We start from the raw sequence: 17,752 nt of genomic DNA, 5'->3' as shown, positions 1-17,752 counted from the left end.
ACCGCGCTCCTTTCGACGCGCCGCCGACCCGTGCGGCGGGCGAGGACGCAAAGCCCGCTGGCTGCTCCGCCGGCGCAGTCCCTGGCGTCCTCGCCGAGCACTACAAGCAGAGATCGTCGCGGCGCGGGTCGGATCGTGGCCGTTGTGCTGGCGGCCAGCCTTTCTCTGACGGCCTGCTCATTCGCCAAACCCAACGGCTCTGCGCCCAGCACGATCAAGGAGTTCACCTTCACCGCCCCAGGTGGACAGACACGTATCCTCTACGACCCGCCCGGTGATCGTGGCTACGTGAGGGAAATGTCGGGCGAAAACCTGACCCAGCCCGGACAGACGATCAGCCTGTCGCAGTTCACCGGGCAGGTCGTCGTCTTGAACGTGTGGGGCTCCTGGTGCGGCCCCTGTCGGGAGGAGATGCCCGGACTTCAGCAAGTCCACGAGCAGACGCAGTCATCCGGGGTCACTCTGCTGGGCATCGACGTCCGCGACGATCGCCAGGCAGCCCGAGACTTCCTCCTCGACCGCGGCGTGACATACCCATCGTTGTACGACAATCCCGGGCGCTCCCTCGTCGCTCTGAACGGGTTCCCGCGCAACACGGTGCCCTCGACGATCGTGCTCGACCGTGACCACCGAGTAGCGGCGGTGTTCCTGACCGCCGTACGGGTCGCAGAACTGCTTCCCGTCGTCCAACGGGTGGCTGCTGAGCCGCGCAGCTCCGGTGACATGACCGCGACCACGCAGCAGGGACGGACGGGAACATGAGCGAGCTGACCCAACTCGCCATTTCCGGGCCCCTGCTCCTCGCCATCGGGCTGGCTCTCGCAGCCGGCGCGATCTCCTTCGCCTCTCCCTGCTGCCTCCCCCTGGTACCGGGCTACATCGGGTACCTCGCGGGCCTGGCCGGAGTACAGACACCGCCACAGGATCGGTCCCACGCCGGCACCAATCCCGCAGCTGCCACCGCAAGCAACGGCAGCGGTAGCGCGAACGCGCTCCGCCTGCGGGCCCCGGGGCGCTGGCGTCTGGCCGGGGCCGCAGCGCTGTTCGTCGCCGGATTCACCGTCGTGTTCACCACCGGGGCGCTTCTCGTCGTCGGCGTGTCGGACTGGTTGATCACCAACGAGCTGCTGCTGCAGCGCATCGGCGGCGGGCTGACCATCCTGATGGGTCTGGTGTTCCTGGGCTGGATACCCGCTCTGCAACGCGACGTGCGTATCCACCGCCTCCCACGTCGCGGATGGGCCGGTGCGCCGGTCCTGGGCGCTGTCTACGGCCTGGGCTGGACCCCCTGTCTCGGCCCGACCCTGACCGGCGTCATCGCCCTCGCCGCAGGCACCGAGCTCGGGTCGTCAACCGTGCGCGGGATGCTACTGATACTGGCCTACTGCGCCGGGCTCGGCGTCCCGTTCGTCCTGATCGCCCTCGGGACCGGCTGGGCGGTGCGCACGACCGGTTGGCTGCGCCGACATATCCGCGCCCTGCAGCTCGCCGGAGGAGCCATGCTCCTCGTGCTCGGCACGCTGCTGGTCACCGGTGTGTGGGGCGCCTTCATCGCGTGGCTTCGCAGCCCGATCGCCGGCTACACCCTGCCCCTCTGAGGCTGCCCTTGAAGCGGCCACATGCGCTGCAGGCACCAGGGCGACTCGGTCGCCTGCCACTCCCGGCCCCCATCGAAACAAGGCGCGGACTCAAGCGCACTCGAGCAGCGCCCCAGTCGCGATGCCGTTCAACGACGCGCCACCGATGACGCAGCACCACAGACGTCGACGCCAGTCAGGAGCCAACGATGAACCGCCAGGAGCGCCGTCGAGCTCAACGGGCCGCGCGCCGCAAGCCCGCGCAGAAGGCTCACGGAGCGAGCAACCAAGCCGGCAGCGGTCGACAGAAGCCACAGCGGCAGGACGGGAGCCCGAGCCCGACCGCCGCGCCGATGAACCCCGACGCGGTACCCGATCGAGGACCGGCTGTGGCGACACCGGTCGTATCGACACCAGCTGCGTCGACACCACCTTCGCCACAGCGCCGTACCCAGCAGTCGGCACCGGTGCCGGCGCAGCGCTCCGTCGACACGATCGACGGCGCGAACTCCACGACCACGGCCCGCAGCTCCGGCGCGATCAGGCTGACTGCCTCCTCGCTGTCAGCCACCCGGGTCACGTGCTCGGCACTCAGCGACGCCGAGCCGCAGGCGCTCGGGATCACCTACACCTTCACCGCCGCCGATCCCGCCAGCACCGACGCTCCCTACCCCCTCTCGGTGACCTTCACCGGGCGGCGGCGGGGGGCGGGTCGGGAGCCCGGCACAGCGGACACATTCGAAGCCACCGAAACCATCGGTGACGTCCTGCCCGGCAGCGGACGGGTCTCGCTCACCACACGGATCGAGAACATTCCGGCAGGAGACTGGGAGATCACCGCCCGGCCACAAACAAGCGCCGCCGACACCACCACCCCGACCCATCCCTCGCCGGCCGCCGCCACGGTCGGACAGACCGGTTTCCTGCCCGTGGTGAGAGTCCGCGCACCGGGCGTGCGACCAGGCGCATGGCCCGCCCTGGTGGCCACCGGCGCCGCGGTTGCCCTCACCGTCCAGAATCTCTTCGCCGTTCGCCTGGGCCTGCCGGCACTACCCGTCCTGGCGCTCTCGCTCATCGCCTGTCTGCTCGGACTGGTGGGCGCGCGCGTCTACTACATGATCGAGCACCCTGCCCGCGCCCGCGGTTGGATGAGCATGACCAGCGGGATGTGCATCCAAGGGTTCGTCCTGACGGCCGTCGCCGTGCTACTCGTCGGCTCGGTGCTGGTCGCGCTGCCGGTCACAACCCTGCTCGATGCGACGACCCCCGCGCTCCTGTTCGGTATGGGAATCGGCAGGCTGGGCTGCTTCTTCGGCGGATGCTGCGCCGGGCGTCCCACCGCGTCGCGATGGGGTCTGTGGTCGTCGGACCGTAAGCTCGGCCGCCGACGGGTGCCCACCCAACTCTACGAGTCCGCAGCGGCCCTGCTGCTCGCCACGGCGGCCTCGCTCGTCCTCGCGGCCACACACCGATCAATCGGTGGGGTGCTGTTCGTCGGTGGGTTGGCGGCCTACATCACCGCTCGTCAGCTCCTCTTCCCGCTACGCGACCTGCCTCGCCACACCACGCACGGCCGCAGCGTCGTCCTCGTCGTCTCCGTCCTCGTCGTGATCGGTGCCGTGCTCGTGGGCGTCCTCGGCGGAGCGGGCGGGTGAGCGGCCTGAGGCTTTCCCACCCCCGCTGGCCACCCACCGGGCCTCTCCGCCGGCCACTCCGCCGGCTACTCCGCCCGGACCGCCGGCCTCGTCCGGCCCTTTTCCGGGGTCCGACCGAGCGCCCATGCCACCGCCCGCGACGCAGCGACGGCTGCGTCCTCCGCACATCCACGAGGAGACCACAGATGACACGGCCCGATGACCCGAGCGTGTCCGTCGTGATCCCCACCCGCAACGAGGCCCGCAACTTGCAGGCCGTCCTGCCCGCAATCGCCTCGATTCGTCCCGCGGTGCACGAGGTGATCGTGGTCGACGGCAACTCGGTCGACGGCACGGTGGAAACCGCGCGGCGGGTGCTGCCGTGGGTGCGGATCGTCGAGCAGACACGCAAGGGCAAGGGGAACGCGTTGGCGTGCGGGTTCGCCGCCGCCACCGGGGACATCATCGTGATGTTCGACGCCGACGGCTCGGCCGATCCGGCCGAGATCCCAGCGTTTGTGGCGGCGCTGAAGGCGGATGCCGACTTCGCCAAGGGCAGCCGTTTCGCGCGCGGCGGTGGCAGCGACGACATCACCCTGCTGCGGCGGACCGGCAACGCCGGGCTCAACGGCGTGGCCAATGCGCTGTTCGGCACCCGGCACTCGGACCTCTGCTACGGCTACAACGCCTTCTGGATCGACCTGCTGCCGCAGCTGCAGCTTCCGCCGATCGACACCCCGGCCACAGATAACGGACTGCTGCTATGGGGCGACGGCTTCGAGATCGAGACCGTGCTGGCCTGCCGGGTCGCGGCGGCGGGGCTGCGGGTCACCGAGGTGCCCTCCTACGAGCGGCAGCGCTACTTCGGCGACACCAACCTGCGGACCTTCGCCGACGGCCTGCGCGTCCTGCGCACGCTGGCCGCGGAGCGACGGCGCGCTACCCGGCAGCGATCGGCCCATGCGAGCCCCGAGACGGCGGGACCGACCAGCAGCCCGCTCGACACACGCGCGGACAGGCCGACCACGACTGGGTCGATGAGGTGAGGTTCCCCCGCCGGCTCGGAGTGCTGATTAGCTGACCGGGGCCGGGTCGGCCCCGTTGGCGGGTGATGCGGGTTGATCGTCCAGGACGCCCTCCTGGGCGTGCCAGGTGGCCTCGTACTCATCCGGTGAGAGCCATCCGAGGCGGGCCTGGATGCGTTCGGTGTTGTACCAACCGTCGATGTAGGCGAACAGCTCGTTCTCTGCCTCCTCGCGGGTCCGCCACGATTTCCGGTAGACGAGCTCGGTCTTGAGTGTGGAGAAGAAGTTCTCCATGAGCGCGTTATCGTAGGAATCGCCGACCGAACCCATCGACGCGAGAATCCCGTGGTCTTCCAGGCGCTGCCCGAATCTTAGAGACGTATAGTTCGAGCCGCGATCCGAGTGGTGGACTATCTGTCCGCTGGCGACGTTGCGGGTCCAGACCGCGTACTCGAGCGCGCCGAGGATGAGGTCGGTGTCGCAGCGGTCCGAGCAGCGCCAGCCCACGATGCGGTTGGAGAAGGCGTCGCGGACCGCGGCCAGCCAGAACACGCCCTCCCCGCACGGGATCCGGGTGGCGTCGGCGACCCACAGCCGGTCTGGCGCTGCGGCGGTGAAGTCGCGGTTGACCAGGTCGGGAGCCGGGGTGTGGTGCGGGTTCTGCCTGGTCGAGGCGACACGCCAGCGTTTGCGTAGGAACGCGCCCTGCAGCCCGTGCTCGCGCATCAGCCGCTCGACTCGCTTGCGGGAGACGTGGCGTCCGCGGCGGCGCAGGGTCGCGTGTACTCGCGGAGCGCCGTAGGTGGCGCCGGAGCGGTCGTGGATCTCGCGGATCTGTTCGAGTAGCTCGGTGTCGGCGCGGCGCCGCTGCGACGGGTCGCGTTGTTGGGCGAGCCAGCCGTAGTAGGTCGACGCGGCGACACCGAGGACTTTCAGGATCGGGGCGATCCCGAACCGGCCCTTCAGCGCCTCGACGGCTTTCACCACCTCTTCCTTGTCGGGTCCATCTCCTGGGCGAAAAAAGCGCTCGCCGCCTTGAGGATCTCATTCGCGCGGCGCAGTTCGGTGTTCTCCTTGCGCAGCCGGCGCAGTTCCTCGGACTCGGCGGTGGTCGGGCGGTCGTGGCGTTCGCCGTGGTCGGCCTCGGCCTGGCGGATCCAGTTCCGCAGCGCTTCGTGGTGCACGCCCAACTGCTCGGCCAGCCGCCGGATCACCGGCTTGGGGTCGGACTCCCGGTAGAGACGGACAGCGCGCTCACGCAGCTCGTCGGGGTACTTCTTCGGTGCTGCCACGGAGACTCCTTACACGGCCCTTCGGCCATGATCGTCGATCTCCGAGCAAGCGGGGGAACCTCAGAGGTGAACGAGGCGTGCCTTCCGGCGCCTGCGGGTTCGTCATTGCCTGCGCCCGGTGAGCCGCGGCCCAGCGGTCGATCGGCTGCACAGCTGGTCCCGGTGCTGCGGCGTCAGATCAAGCGAAGGGTGTGGCGTGGGCAGCGCCCGGGACGCCGTCCTCGCCGGCGCTTTGCAGCAGGTCGGCTCATCTGGCCGTTGTCTCCACTCGCCGCAGCGCTGTTCGCCGCGGCCGGCGGCGCCACGTGGGCCCTGGGCGCTCCGCCCCGCGGCTGGTGGCCGATGTTGCCTCTCGGCGCTGCGGCGCTGACCGCCGCCCTTCGGTCCCGCGGCTTCCGCGCTCGCCTGGCGCTGGGCGCCCTCACCGGCGCAATCTTCTACACCGCCACGCTGACTTGGCTGAGCGGCTTCACTCCGGTCGGGTACGCCGCTGTGGCACTGCTCGAGTCGATGATGTTGGCCCTGGCGGTGGCCCTGGTACCCGCTGCCGACAGCGGCCGATGGGCCGGAGGCTGGTGGACGACCCCGCTCGCCCTCGTGGTAATCGAAGCCGTTCAGGCGCGGTTCCCCTTCGGAGGCTTTCCGCTGCCGTCGCTGTCCCTGAGCCAGCCTGGTGGCCCCTTCGCTCCGGTCGCCGCGTTCGGCGGTTCGCTGCTCGTCACCGGAGTCGCCGCCGCGTCCGGGGTGGCGCTGGTCGCCGCCTGCTCGGTCCGGCGTGCCCGAAGGCACACCGTTCTATCCGCAGTCGCAGCTGTCGCCGTCGTCGCTGGTCTGCTTGGCCTCGCCCGGATAGCCCAGACCGATCCGGCCGGAACCCTCGATATCGCGGCGGTGCAAGGCGGAGGGCCTCGAGGGCTGCGTGCAGTGCTCACCGATCCCCACGACACGACCGACCGTCAGTTCGCCGTAGCCGAAGGCATCGAGCGATCTCCGGATCTGGTGCTCCTGCCGGAGAACGTGATCACCGTTGAGGGCCCGATCAGCGGCACGGCCGAAGATCAACGAACAGCTGAGCTGGCGCGTCAGCTCGCCGCGCCGGTCCTGGCGGGCGTGGTCGAGCGCTACGACGACGGCTTCCGCAACGTCGCGGTCCTGTGGGACCGAGCGGGCGGAATCAGCGGCCGGTACGAGAAGGAGCACCGCGTGCCCTTCGGCGAGTACATCCCCGCCCGCGGCATACTCGCCCAGCTCACCGAGCTGACCCAGCTGGTACCTAAGGACGCGATACCGGGATTTGGCCTGGCCCGCATCGACTCACCGGCCGCACCGCTGGGAATCGCCATCTCCTACGAGGTACTTTTCGCCGATCGAGTGCGAGAGGGCGCCGCCGGCGGCGGGCAGATCGTCCTGGTTCCCACGAACGCCGCCTCCTACGTCACGGCCGAGGTGCCCGCCATCGAGCTGGCCGCGGCCCGCATGCGGGCGGTCGAGTTCGGCCGGACCGTCGTTCAGGCCGCGCCGACCGGCTACTCGGCAGTCGTCGAGCCGGACGGTGGGGTGCGGGTCCGCAGCGAGCTCGGCGTCCCGGCGCTCCTTCGTGAACAGGTGTCGCTGCGCACCGGACAGACGATCTACGCCCGCGCCGGGGATACCCCCGTGCTCGTTCTCAGCGGGCTGCTCCTGCTGTCCGCTCCAGCCTCGCGGCTTGTGCGGACGCGGCGTACCCGAGCCCTGGCCGATGCAGCTGGACCCGGCAACTGATCTCCTCTGCTCAGACGACGACCTCCCCAGCTGTCGTCTCTCGCATGCCCGTCGTGTTCTCGGTGTCCTCGGTGGGCGTCGCGTCACGGCCGCTGTCGAGGCGGGGGCTCTGAGCCCCCCAGCTGGAGGCGACCGCGAGGGCAGCCGCCAGCAGGCCGCTGAGCACGACCACCCCGGACCACAGCTCGACCGGCCAACCCAATTCCCCGACGGCCGCCGCTGCACCAAGCTGCGCCGGCCACAACAGCACCGGAACAGCAACCGCGGACAACACCAGCCGGGTCATCGCTGAGGCTCTTAGCCGGTCAAGCCCGACGACGACCATGTCCACCAAGCCTGCCGCGACGGTCACCGCGGCTGCCGAGACAAGTCCATACGCGGTGGGCGCGACCGCTGCCGAGAGCCACGCGACCACCGCAACCACCAGTAACGTCGAGCCAGGTGGACGTCGGTCGAGGCGCTGCGCCAGCAGCAGCGGCACCACGACAAGCACGGTGGTGATCAGATAGGCGCTGAGCCCCGCACCGGCCGGAAGCTCGGCCTGCTCGTGTCCGGGCATCCCTTCGGGGATGGTGGTCAAGGCCTCGGCTGCGACAGGCCGGGAGAACACCGAGGTGTAGAGCAGGAAGAACGCCGCCAGGGCGGTAGCGAGCGCCAACGACAGGATTGGCGGGAGGTGCTCGATCAGCGCGCTGTGTCGGGCGGCGCCCACCGAACTCGGCCGCGGCCGTGCCCAGCCGGCCCGCAGCGGCGTGGTCAGGAGCAGCATGCCTCCGAGTAACAGCACCAGGTGAGTCGGGCTCACCAGCGCATCAAGGCCTGTCTCGACTCCGAACAGCTCGTGCCAGGCCATGTCGGCCAATCCGCCGATGCCGAACACAGCGACGCCCACCGCTCCCAAGCCGTAGCCGGCAGGCAGCGGCCGGAACCAGGCTCGCCCATCTCGATGGCGGCGGGCCAGCACGCCGAGCCACCCGGCGCCCGCGGCGAACCCGCTGTAGTGTCAAGTCCCGGGTTCGGTAGAGGCTCGGTTCTCACGCTTCGGCGGGCTGCCGGGCGGTGTTCGTGTCGGCGTGTAGGGCCTCGCGCTCGGCCGGTGGGATCAGGCCGAGCTCGCCGTGGAGACGGCGGTGGTTGTACCAGTCGATGTACTCCGCGACCGCCAGCTCGAGGTGGTCGATCCCGCGCCACGGGCCCCGATTCCGCACGAGTTCGGCTTTGAACAGCGAGTTGAACGCCTCCGCCATCGCATTATCGTAAGAATCGCCGACCGATCCCACGGAAGCGACCGCGTCGACCTCGGCGAGTCGTTCGCCGTAGCGCACGGCGACATATTGGGCGGATTCAACCGGTGGATGCAACACCGTGCTGTTGGAGCGAGGCTAGCTGATCATCGAGCGCCTCGGCCGGGGTCTTCCAGCCGAGGGTCTTGCGTGGTCGCCCGTTGAGCGTCGCCGCGACGGCGGCGAGGTCCTCGTCGCTCCAGCGGGCGAGGTCGGTGCCCTTGGGGAAGTACTGGCGCAGCAGGCCGTTGGTGTTCTCATTCGTGCCGCGTTGCCAGGGGCTGTGCGGGTCGGCGAAGTAGACCGCGACACCGGTGTCGACGGTGAACCGGGCGTGCTGGGCGAGTTCCTTGCCGCGGTCCCACGTCAGTGACCGACGCAGCTGTTCGGGCAGTTCGGTGACGTGAGCGGTGAGGGCGTCGCGCATGGCCTCGGCGCCGTAGCCGCCCAGGGCGGGCCCGTTCTTGACTCTCGGTTCGACGCCGTAGCCCTCGAGGCGGGGAAGGTGGATCAGCATGGTGAACCTGGTGGTGCGTTCCACGAGGGTGCCGATCGCGGAGCGGTCGGTCCCGATGATCAGGTCTCCCTCCCAGTGTCCGGGCACGGCGCGGTCGTCTACCTCGGCCGGCCGCTCGCTGATCATGACCTCGCGCGTCACGTGGCCGTTGGCGCGGCGTCGGGACCGTGCTCGAGGAACCCGCAGGGCCCGCCCAGTGCGCAGGCAGGACACGAGCTCACGTTTGAGCGCTCCTCGGCTCTGCACGAACAACGCCTGGTAGATGGCTTCGTGCGAGATGCGCATGGACTCATCATCGGGGAAGTCCACCTTCAGCCGGCTCGAGATCTGCTCCGGGCTCCAGGCAGTGGTCCACCGGCGATCCTGACGGCGCGGCTTGTTGCGGCCCTTCCACGGCGCCGCGGTCGGTCCGGCAGCCGTGGTCGCGCCCGGGCGGCGGACCTGCCCGGCGAGCCGATCCTGGACGTACTCGCGCAGCCGGTCGTTCTCGACGAGCTTGGCCGCCTTGGGGCGGCGTGCCATCAGCTCGGCCTTCCACTGCGCTACCGAGGCCCGGTACTCCAGTTTCCCGCAGCGGGTCGCGGCGTTGCGGCGCAGCTCGCGTGACACCGTCGAGGGGTGGCGGCCCAGATGTCGGGCGATCTCCCGCACCCCTGCGCCCCGGGCCTTGAGCAGCGCCATGACCTCACGTTCGTCGAACGAGAGAGTGCGGCCGGTGACCGGAGTGATCAGGAACGTCGGCATGCCGCCACGTTCGCGGAACCACCTCGACCCGACCGGGCCCGACACGCCCACAGCGGCCGCGGCGTCCTCGCTGGTCATCCCGACCGCGATCCTGCGCCAGAACGCCCGCTCCAGATCCCGGCGGATCGGTGGGCGTCCCGGAGACCGCATCGCCGGACGGCCCGTCTGCGTGACCATCCACCCTGGCTGACGCCCCACCTGACACCTCCCATTCGACGTGTTGCGACGACCGGTTGAATCCGCCTTGCACGCCACGGTCCGAATGGTGTATCAATTCGGAGAGATCCGCTCCCGCGCGCTTCCTCGTCCAGATCCCCATGTTCAGCGCATCGAGGGCGAGGTCGGTGTACAGATTCCTAGACAGTTGCCAGCCCACGATCCGCCGGGAGAACACGTCCATGACGAACGCCGCGTACACCCAGCCGGAGAACGTGCGGATGTAGGTGATGTCGGCGACCCACAACCGGTTCGGGGCGGGCGCGGTGAAGTCCCGGTCCACCAGGTCCGGCCGCAGGTCCTGGCCCTTGGCCCGCACCGTGGTGCGCGGCGCCCGCAGCCGCGAAACCCCCCGCAGGCCGTTGCGGCGCATCAGCCGCTCCACGGTGCACCGCGCCACCTGCCGACCGTTCACACCTCCTTGCCGGCGCAGCGCCGCCCACACCTTCCGGCTGCCGTAGACGCTGAAGTTGTCGCGGTGCACTCGCTCGATCTCTTCCAGATTCTCGGCATCGGTCAGCGCCCGCGCCGACGGCGGCCGCTTCTTCGACGCATGGAAAGTGCTCGGGGCAATCTTCACGCCTGCATCAGTCAATGCCGCGCAGATCGGCTCGACCCCGAACCGGTTCTTGTTGGCCTCGATGTAGTCGAGGACTACCTGCTGGGGCGGTCGAGCTCCGCCGCGAAGAAAGCCGACGCAGATTTGAGAATGGCATTCGCCCGCCGCAACTCCCGAACCTCACGCTCGAGCTCCGCCAGTCGCGTCGCATCGTCGGTCGTCGTGCCCGGCCGCGTGCCGTTGTCGATCTCGACCTGCTTCACCCAGCCACGCAACGTCTCCGGGTTGATCCCCAACTGCTCGCCGATGCGCTTGTAGACGTTCCCGCCCCCGCCGTCCGGGGCGGCCTTCGCGTCAAGCACCAGCCGGATCGCTCGATCCCGCAGCTCGTCGGGGTACTTCCTCGGGGCGGCCATCGGTCGATCATCCTCCAGACTTGATGGTCTCCATCAAACCCGGGACGGGACAGTGAAGAGCGGCCGCCGTGGCGCAGCTCGATCCCCCGCGAAGCCTGGTGGACAGCTGTGGTGATAGCCCTTGCAGCGGTCGGCATCGCAGCCCTCTGGCCGAAGGACACGCAACCTCGCGCCACACCCTCCGAGGTCGCGCAGGTCCAGATGGCGCCCGGCGAGGTCTACCGACTGGGCGATTCCGAGCTCGGCGAGCCAACGAGATTGCCGTCCGATGATCAGTTGGTCGGCCCCCGAGCCGCCGCTCGACTCAAGGACTGCCCCAAGTCGTCCGAGACCGGCACCTCGCCGGGACCCCTCGCGGGCCTCACGGTCCCCTGCCTCGGCAGCCTCGGAACAACAGACCTCGGGGCCGCTCTCGCGGGTCGCCCCGCCTTGTGTCAACGGCCAGCTCGTTCTCCCCGTTGGCGGCCAGTAGTTCTCCCCACTGGTGGCCAGTTGGTTCTCCCCGACGGCGGCCAGATATTTCCCCGCCTGGGGTCGTGCCCGGGTCAGGTCAACGGGCTCACCCCCTTGCCAGAGGTGGCCTGGGCGAGGCGGTAGCTGTCGCCCTGGGTGACGACGATGTGGGCGTGGTGGAGCAGCCGGTCGACCGTGGCGGTGGCGAGGGTCTTCGGCATGATCTCGTCGAACCCTGAGGGGTGCAGGTTGCTGGAGACGGCCAGCGAGCGCCGCTCGTAGGCGGCGTCGACGAGCCGATAGAAGCCCTCCGCGGCATCCGGTGAGACGGGCAGCAGCCCGATGTCGTCGACGATTATCAGGTCGGTGCGGATCAGCCGGGCCAGCGCGCGGGTGATCGAGTCGTCGGCGCGGTGGCGGCGGACGAACGCGCCGAGGTCTTCGATGGTGAACCAGGCGACGGTCATCCCGGCCTCGACCGCGGCCTGCCCGAGCGCTTCGCAGAAGTGGCTCTTCCCCGTCCCGGACGGGCCGCAGACGCAGAGGTTCTCCCGGCGGCCGACCCATTCCAGGCTGGTGAGCGCGTCCTGGGTCGGGCGCGGGATCGTCGAGGCCGAGGCGTCCCAGTCCTGCAGGGTCTTCCCGGCGGGGAACCCGGCGCGGGCGCGGCGGGTCCGCAGGTTCGTCGCGTCCCGGCCGGCGGCCTCCTCGGCGAGCAGCACTCGGACCAGCTCGGCGTGGTCCCAGCGCTGGGCTCGCGCGGTCGGGATGAGCTCGAGCAGGTGGCGGCGGATGTGCGGGAGCTTGAGCCGGCGGGTGAGCTCGACCGCCTCGGCCAGCGGATCACCGGCCGAGCCGGCAACGCCCGCCGAGCTCGGTGTCGTGGTAGCGCTCATGCGGGCTCTCCAGTCGGTTGCGGCCCAGCGGACCCAGTGCCGGACTCAGTGCCGGGGTCAGGATCTGGTTCGGGGCCAGGAGTTAGGCCGAAGCCGGACCAGGCGGCGGTGCCCGGCTGGAGGCTGTGGGTCTCACTCGCCTGCGTGGCGGGCTTGGCGACGGTCTCCCCGGCTTGGTGGGCGAGGATGCGCAACAGGTCGTTCTCGGCGAACCGTCCCGCGATCGCCGCGGTGCCCAGGGCCTGGTCGACCTGCCCGGGCGGGTGCAGCTTGGCCAGCGCGACGGCCTCGGTCATCTTCCGCCGGACCCCGCGGGCCCCGGCCGCGGCCGCCTCGACCAGCCAGGCCGCAGCGCCCGGCCCGAGCGCGAGGAACGCCGCCTCCGCAGCGCTGGTGGCCCGCGGTGTCCGCTCGCCGTGCGCGTTCGCCGCGGCGGTGCGCGGCGGGTAGTGCGCGTCGTCGATGACCGGGCTGCCCGGGGTCGACCGTCCGTGCCGTGCGACCTGGACCGGCCCGTCCTGCCCGACGGCAGTGACGATGAGGTCGTCGCCGTGGAAGCGGACCCAGACCCGCGTGTCGACCAGCTCGTGGGGCACCGAGTAGCGCACGCCCTCGACCGAGACGGTGGCGTCCCAGTTCACCCGACGGGTGGTGCCGAACGCGACCGTGAACGGAGTGGAAGGCAAGGGGTGCAGGCGCAGGCGTTCCTCGGCGAGCATCTCCACCGGCGGCCGCCTCGTCTCGCGGTGCGGGCGGGTGTTGACCTTCTCGCACCATCCTCGGCAGGCGGCTTCGAGCTGGCCGAACACGCGGTACTCGTCGGCGAGGTTGACCTCGGTGGGGACGAGGTCGGCCTTGGAGATCCGCACCGTCGCCTCGCTGCCGCCCTTGGTCTGCGGGTCGGCCGGCACGCAGGTGCGGATGGTCATCCCGTAGTGGCGGGCGACATGAACGATCTCCGGATTGCGCACCGGCACTCCGGCGACGTGGTCGACCGAGACGGTGCGCTCGTTGTCGGTCAGCGCGTAGGTCGGCACCCCACCCAAACGACGCAGGGTGGTGTCCAGGCAGGCCACGATCGTGGGCAGGGTGCGGTCCCAGACCGCGAGCACGACCCGGAACCTCGACCAGGCCAGCCACGCGCACCACAGGTTCGTCCGGCGCCCGCCGATCCGTGGGCCCTCCGCCCAGTCCCACTGCAACCACAGACCCGGCTCGGGCACCCACGGCCGCAGCACCCGCCGCTGCCCGGCGCGCAGCCGCGCCTTCGTCTCGGCCACCGCGCGACGGGTGGTGCGCTCCCCTCCGGTGAAGCCCATCGCGACGATGCGCTCATGCACGATGTCGGCGCGCACCCGCCCGTTGGAGCGGGCCACCAGCTCCTCGATCTTGGCCAGGTAGGCGTCGATCGGTCGGGCCCGGTGCTCGCGGGCCACCACCGGCTCCCCGGTCGCGCGCAGCGCCACGTATCGGGCCACGGTGTGGTGGTCACACCCCGCCAGCTCGGCCGCCGCACGGTAACTGCCCGTGAGGTCGTAGGCCTCGAGAATCTCCACGATCTCCTCGCTCCGCTTCACCGGCAGACCCTCGCCGCCGGTCATCTGCTGTGGATCACCGGGGAGATATCTGGCCGTCAGCGGGGAGAACGCCGGCCATCACCGGGGCGGTAAATGGCCGCCTATGGGGAGCTTGGACTGGCCGCTGTCAGCCTTGCTCAACGTCTGGGCTTCGTGGTGCCGGCCGTGTCGCGAGGAGATCCCCGTGCTGCAGGCGTACTCGACGCAACCCGGGGCGCTACCGGTCATCGGAATCAACGTCAAAGATGACCCATCCGCTGCGCTGAGCTTGATGGCCGAACTGGGCGCGAACTACCCCTCGGTCATTGACCAGGAGAACCGGCTCTGGAGCACCTTGCAGGTACCCTCCGCGATCCCGGTCAGCTACATTCTGCAGGCCGACGGGACGTTCGATCGCGTCGAGCCTCTGACCCCCTTCCGCGACGGTGATCAAATTCGCCTCACCATCCAGCGCTACCTGAAAGCATCGTGAGCCCGGTCCGGGCTCGGTGGCGTCCCGGCATAGCCGATCACGGCCGTCCCTGCCGTCGTGGAGCAGCGTTGCCGACGGCATTGCCTCCTGTGCTGCTAGTGTCCTGCGCCTGAAATCCGCTAGATATCAGTAGGCTGCCGGTCGTGCCGAGTAGAGGCCGGCCGGTGGCCGAGGTGACGTTGACCGACGAGCAGCGCGAGACGCTGACCCGGTGGTCGCGGCGGGCGAAGTCCTCCCAAGCGCTCGCGCTGCGCAGCAAGATCGTGCTGGCCGCGGCCGACGGTGAGTCGAACACCGCGATCGCCGCGAAGCTGGGCTGTCACGCGGTCACGGTCGGGAAGTGGCGGTCGCGTTTTGTGAAGGCGGGGCTGGACGGGTTGGTCGATGAGCCGCGCCCGGGCGCCCCACGCACGATCACCGACGAGCAGGTCGAGCGGGTCGTGGTGGACACCCTGGAGCGCACCCCGGCGAATGCGACGCACTGGTCGCGGGCGTCGATGGCCGCCGAGAGCGGCCTGTCGCGCTCCACGGTGGGGGGCCTGTCAAGTTCTCTGTGTAAGTCGATCTAGGAATGGTCAGGTCAGGTAAGGGCTGAGGCGTTCGGGGTAGTTGAGAGCGAGGGCTCCGAGGGCTTGTTTCCAGCCTTGGACGACGGCTCCTTCGACCAGGCGGGGAGAGGCGCGGCGGGCGTTGGCGGGTAGGCCCTTCTCCTTCGCGCGGGCGCGGGCTCTCTTGTCCTCGATGTCGCGGATGGCGAGCCAGAGCAGCTTGATCGCGGCGTCGTCGTTCGGGAAGTGCCCGCGGTTCTTGATGATCTTCCGGAGTTGGTAGTTCAGGGACTCGATCGCGTTCGTCGTGTAGATGATCCGGCGCAGCTCGGGTGGGAAGGCCAGGAACGGGATGAACCGCTCCCAGGCGTTCGTCCAGGTCATCACCGCCGCCGGGTAGCGACGCCCCAGGTCCGAGGCGGCGAACGCGTCGAGCTCGAGGCGGGCGGTCTCGTCGGTGGGGGCGGTGTAGATCGGCCGCAGGGCCGCCGCGACCTTCTTGCGGTCCTGATAGGACACGAACCGCATCGCCGCCCGCAGTAGATGGACGGTGCAGGTCTGCACGACCGCGTGCGGCCAGGTCGCCTCGATGGCCTCGGGGAACCCGGACAGCCCGTCGCAGCAGACGATCAGCACGTCCCGGACGCCGCGGTTGCGCAGCTCGGCGCACACCCCGGCCCAGAACTTCGCCCCCTCCGCGGCCTGGACCCAGATCCCCAGGACGTGCTTGACGCCGTCGAGGTCGACGCCGACGGCGATGTGCGCGGCCCGGTTGCGGACCTGGTGCCCGTCCCGAACTTTGATCATCAGGGCGTCGAGGTAGACGATCGGGTAGATCTCCTCCAGCGGCCGGGACTGCCAGAGCTTCACCTCGTCCAGCACGCTGTCGGTGATCTTCGAGATGGTGTCGTGGGACAGCTCGGTGCCCAGCGTGCGGGCCAAGTGGTGGCTGATGTCGCGCACGGTCATCCCGCCCGCGTAGAGCGAGACGATCATCTCGTCGAGCCCACCCGTGCGTCGTGAGCCCTTCGGGACCAGCCGCGGCTCGAACGTCCCGGCCCGATCCCGGGGTACGTCCAACGCCACGTCCCCGACCTCGGTGGCCAGAGTCTTCGGGGTGGTGCCGTTTCGCGAGTTCGGAGTCCCGCGCCCGGCGGGATCGCCACGCTCGTAGCCCAGATGCGCGGTCTGCTCGGCTGCCAGGCCCCGCTCGAGCACGGCTTTGATCATCTCGGGGAGGAACCCGCCCTCACCGGTCAGTGCGAGCTCACCGGAGTCCACCTTGGACATGAGCCCGTCGAGCAGACCGGCCTCGACCATGCGGTTCACGGCGTCACGGGCGGTCTCGGGCACGGCGTCGGCCTGGGGCCCAGCTCCGAGCGGGTGCGCGTCCTGATCATCGACCACGGACATCTGTGTACTCCTCAACTCAAGAGGATCTTGTTACACAGACCATCTGACAGGCTCACGGTGGGCCGGATCTGGAAGGCCTTCGGGCTCAAGCCGCACCAGGTCGACACGTTCAAGCTCTCCACCGACCCGCAGTTCGTGGACAAGGTCCGCGACATCGTCGGGCTCTACCTGGACCCGCCGGAGAAGGCGCTGGTGCTGTGCGTGGACGAGAAGTCCCAGATCCAGGCCCTGGACCGCTCCGCGCCGGTGCTGCCGCTGATGCCGGGCATGCCCGAGCGGCGCACCCACGACTACATCCGCCACGGCATCACCACCCTGTTCGCCGCCCTGGACGTGGCCACCGGCGAGGTGATCGGCTCGATCCACCGCCGCCACCGGGCCGCAGAGTTCCGCAAGTTCCTGGCCAAGCTGGACAAGCAGGTGCCGGACGAGCTGGACGTGCACCTGATCTGCGACAACTACAGCACCCACAAAGCGCCCGTGGTGGCCCGCTGGCTCGAGACCCACCCCCGGTTCCACATGCACTTCACCCCGACCTACTCTTCCTGGCTCAACCAGGTCGAACGCTGGTTCGCCCTGCTCACCGACCAACAGCTGCGCCGCGGGATGCACAAGAACCTGCAAGCCCTCGAATGTGACATCCGCGCCTGGATCGCCGCCTGGAACGACGACCCGCGCCCGTTCGCCTGGACCAAGACCGCCGACGAGATCCTCGAACGACTCGCCACATATCTTGACCGAATTCCCGGCGCAGGACACTAGCGCTTCAGCAGTCACCCTGAGCCGCATGCCGTCGGAGTGCTTCCAGTACCCATTCGTCGGGAGGGGTGCCACGCAGCCCGCCCTGGGCGGAGTAGAGGCGGCAACTCAGGCCGTACTCGCGCCGGTACTCGGCGGTGGGGTCCACGTCACGGCCGTTGACCCGGATGCTCGGCGATCCCAGAAACCGCTCGCGCTGAGCCTGGTCGGGGTCGGCGATCAGCCGCACCCTCAGCGGTTCGCTGCTTCCCGCCTCCGCTACAAGCCGCAGCAGTCGCGGTAGGTACTCCGCGGCGTGGGGGCATGCTTTGGTGTGCAGCATCTCGATGGTCATTGAGTTCTCCGATCAGCGCAATCGGCGGCTCCTGGCGTGCCGGCTCGCCTGGGGCGTGACGGCGCCGGTGGACCGCCCCACTCTGCTCCGGAGTCCCGTGGCAGGCGGCTTCACCACTTGACTCCGACGAGACAGGACGATTTCGATCCGGCCTTGAGCCGCGCTGGGGCGGACGCCAGTGTCGGGCGTCCGCCCCAGCGGCCTCCCGGGGAGGGGGCTCCCGGAGGTCGAGCGATCCGCGGGGATTGCGCGCTCTGCAGGGCGAGGAGGTGCAGG

Annotated in this window: 18 protein-coding genes, 1 pseudogene and 1 other annotated feature; of the genes and pseudogenes, 8 read left to right on the top strand and 11 right to left on the bottom strand. The window is 69.8% G+C overall.

The annotated features are described in order from the left end of the window. The first annotated feature begins 135 nt into the window (after positions 1 to 135). The 4 genes from L3X23_RS28535 (at position 136) to L3X23_RS28520 (ending at position 4,257) form a co-directional block, all read left to right on the top strand. On the top strand, positions 136 to 762 hold the full coding sequence (locus L3X23_RS28535) for a TlpA family protein disulfide reductase (protein WP_374204939.1): 627 nt from the start codon (positions 136 to 138) through the stop codon (positions 760 to 762). Further along, complete coding sequence (locus L3X23_RS28530; protein WP_237196005.1) at positions 759 to 1,598, top strand: cytochrome c biogenesis CcdA family protein; 840 nt, start codon at positions 759 to 761, stop codon at positions 1,596 to 1,598. The genes L3X23_RS28535 and L3X23_RS28530 overlap by 4 nt, the downstream gene beginning before the upstream one ends. A gap of 368 nt (positions 1,599 to 1,966) precedes the next feature. Continuing rightward, positions 1,967 to 3,232, top strand: coding sequence for a prolipoprotein diacylglyceryl transferase (locus tag L3X23_RS28525; RefSeq protein WP_237196003.1), 1,266 nt, complete (start codon positions 1,967 to 1,969; stop codon positions 3,230 to 3,232). A gap of 209 nt (positions 3,233 to 3,441) precedes the next feature. Beyond that, positions 3,442 to 4,257 (top strand): glycosyltransferase family 2 protein, encoded by an 816-nt coding sequence (locus tag L3X23_RS28520; RefSeq protein ID WP_237196001.1) that lies wholly within the window; start codon positions 3,442 to 3,444, stop codon positions 4,255 to 4,257. A 27-nt stretch (positions 4,258 to 4,284) separates the two neighbouring features. On the opposite strand, the gene L3X23_RS28515 is transcribed toward L3X23_RS28520, so the two are convergent. Next, positions 4,285 to 5,220 (bottom strand): IS3 family transposase, encoded by a 936-nt coding sequence (locus tag L3X23_RS28515; protein WP_237190012.1) that lies wholly within the window; start codon positions 5,218 to 5,220, stop codon positions 4,285 to 4,287. Further along, positions 5,217 to 5,528, bottom strand: coding sequence for a transposase (locus L3X23_RS28510; RefSeq protein ID WP_237190013.1), 312 nt, complete (start codon positions 5,526 to 5,528; stop codon positions 5,217 to 5,219). The genes L3X23_RS28515 and L3X23_RS28510 overlap by 4 nt, the downstream gene beginning before the upstream one ends. A 27-nt stretch (positions 5,529 to 5,555) precedes the next feature. Between L3X23_RS28510 and lnt the strand changes: the two genes are divergently transcribed. Further along, on the top strand, positions 5,556 to 7,289 hold the full coding sequence (gene lnt / locus L3X23_RS28505) for an apolipoprotein N-acyltransferase (RefSeq protein ID WP_255734020.1): 1,734 nt from the start codon (positions 5,556 to 5,558) through the stop codon (positions 7,287 to 7,289). A gap of 10 nt (positions 7,290 to 7,299) precedes the next feature. On the opposite strand, the gene L3X23_RS28500 is transcribed toward lnt, so the two are convergent. The 7 genes from L3X23_RS28500 to istA all read right to left on the bottom strand — a co-directional run bounded on the left by L3X23_RS28500 (position 7,300) and on the right by istA (position 13,950). Then, positions 7,300 to 8,253 (bottom strand): hypothetical protein, encoded by a 954-nt coding sequence (locus tag L3X23_RS28500; RefSeq protein WP_237195997.1) that lies wholly within the window; start codon positions 8,251 to 8,253, stop codon positions 7,300 to 7,302. A gap of 70 nt (positions 8,254 to 8,323) precedes the next feature. Beyond that, a complete protein-coding gene (locus tag L3X23_RS28495; RefSeq protein WP_374204937.1) occupies positions 8,324 to 8,614 on the bottom strand; it encodes an integrase core domain-containing protein in 291 nt (96 codons plus the stop codon). Positions 8,615 to 8,633: 19 nt separating this feature from the next. Then, positions 8,634 to 9,833: an IS30 family transposase gene (locus L3X23_RS28490; RefSeq protein WP_237195995.1), complete on the bottom strand. Its 1,200-nt coding sequence runs from the start codon at positions 9,831 to 9,833 to the stop codon at positions 8,634 to 8,636. Next, positions 9,775 to 10,692 (bottom strand): IS3 family transposase, encoded by a 918-nt coding sequence (locus L3X23_RS36370; protein WP_237198143.1) that lies wholly within the window; start codon positions 10,690 to 10,692, stop codon positions 9,775 to 9,777. The genes L3X23_RS28490 and L3X23_RS36370 overlap by 59 nt, the downstream gene beginning before the upstream one ends. Then, positions 10,615 to 10,743: a sequence feature (AL1L pseudoknot), on the bottom strand. It overlaps the preceding gene by 78 nt. Continuing rightward, entirely contained in the window at positions 10,704 to 11,024 is a 321-nt protein-coding gene (locus tag L3X23_RS28480; protein ID WP_237195993.1) for a transposase, read from the bottom strand. It overlaps the preceding feature by 40 nt. 545 nt (positions 11,025 to 11,569) lie before the next feature. Then, positions 11,570 to 12,373 (bottom strand): IS21-like element helper ATPase IstB, encoded by an 804-nt coding sequence (gene istB / locus L3X23_RS28475; RefSeq protein ID WP_237190164.1) that lies wholly within the window; start codon positions 12,371 to 12,373, stop codon positions 11,570 to 11,572. Beyond that, positions 12,370 to 13,950, bottom strand: coding sequence for an IS21 family transposase (gene istA / locus L3X23_RS28470; RefSeq protein WP_237197903.1), 1,581 nt, complete (start codon positions 13,948 to 13,950; stop codon positions 12,370 to 12,372). Before istA ends, istB begins: the two co-directional genes overlap by 4 nt. A gap of 103 nt (positions 13,951 to 14,053) precedes the next feature. Between istA and L3X23_RS28465 the strand changes: the two genes are divergently transcribed. Beyond that, positions 14,054 to 14,422, top strand: coding sequence for a TlpA disulfide reductase family protein (locus L3X23_RS28465; protein WP_255734019.1), 369 nt, complete (start codon positions 14,054 to 14,056; stop codon positions 14,420 to 14,422). 143 nt (positions 14,423 to 14,565) lie between these two features. Beyond that, entirely contained in the window at positions 14,566 to 14,991 is a 426-nt protein-coding gene (locus L3X23_RS28460; protein ID WP_237195989.1) for a helix-turn-helix domain-containing protein, read from the top strand. Positions 14,992 to 14,997: 6 nt separating this feature from the next. On the opposite strand, the gene L3X23_RS28455 is transcribed toward L3X23_RS28460, so the two are convergent. Continuing rightward, entirely contained in the window at positions 14,998 to 16,260 is a 1,263-nt protein-coding gene (locus L3X23_RS28455) for an IS256 family transposase (protein ID WP_374205011.1), read from the bottom strand. Between the two features lie 177 nt (positions 16,261 to 16,437). Between L3X23_RS28455 and L3X23_RS28450 the strand changes: the two are divergent. Beyond that, positions 16,438 to 17,145: pseudogene (locus L3X23_RS28450) on the top strand (IS630 family transposase); the annotation flags it as partial. A 4-nt stretch (positions 17,146 to 17,149) separates the two neighbouring features. On the opposite strand, the gene L3X23_RS28445 reads toward L3X23_RS28450, so the two are convergent. After that, a complete protein-coding gene (locus L3X23_RS28445) occupies positions 17,150 to 17,476 on the bottom strand; it encodes a hypothetical protein (protein ID WP_237195988.1) in 327 nt (108 codons plus the stop codon). Between the last annotated feature and the right edge of the window lie 276 nt (positions 17,477 to 17,752).

Origin of the sequence: Pseudonocardia sp. WMMC193 (assembly GCF_021728735.1) — a bacterium.
In the GTDB taxonomy this organism is placed as follows: Bacteria; Actinomycetota; Actinomycetes; order Mycobacteriales; family Pseudonocardiaceae; genus Pseudonocardia; species Pseudonocardia oroxyli.
This window is presented reverse-complemented; position numbering and strand designations above follow the sequence as displayed.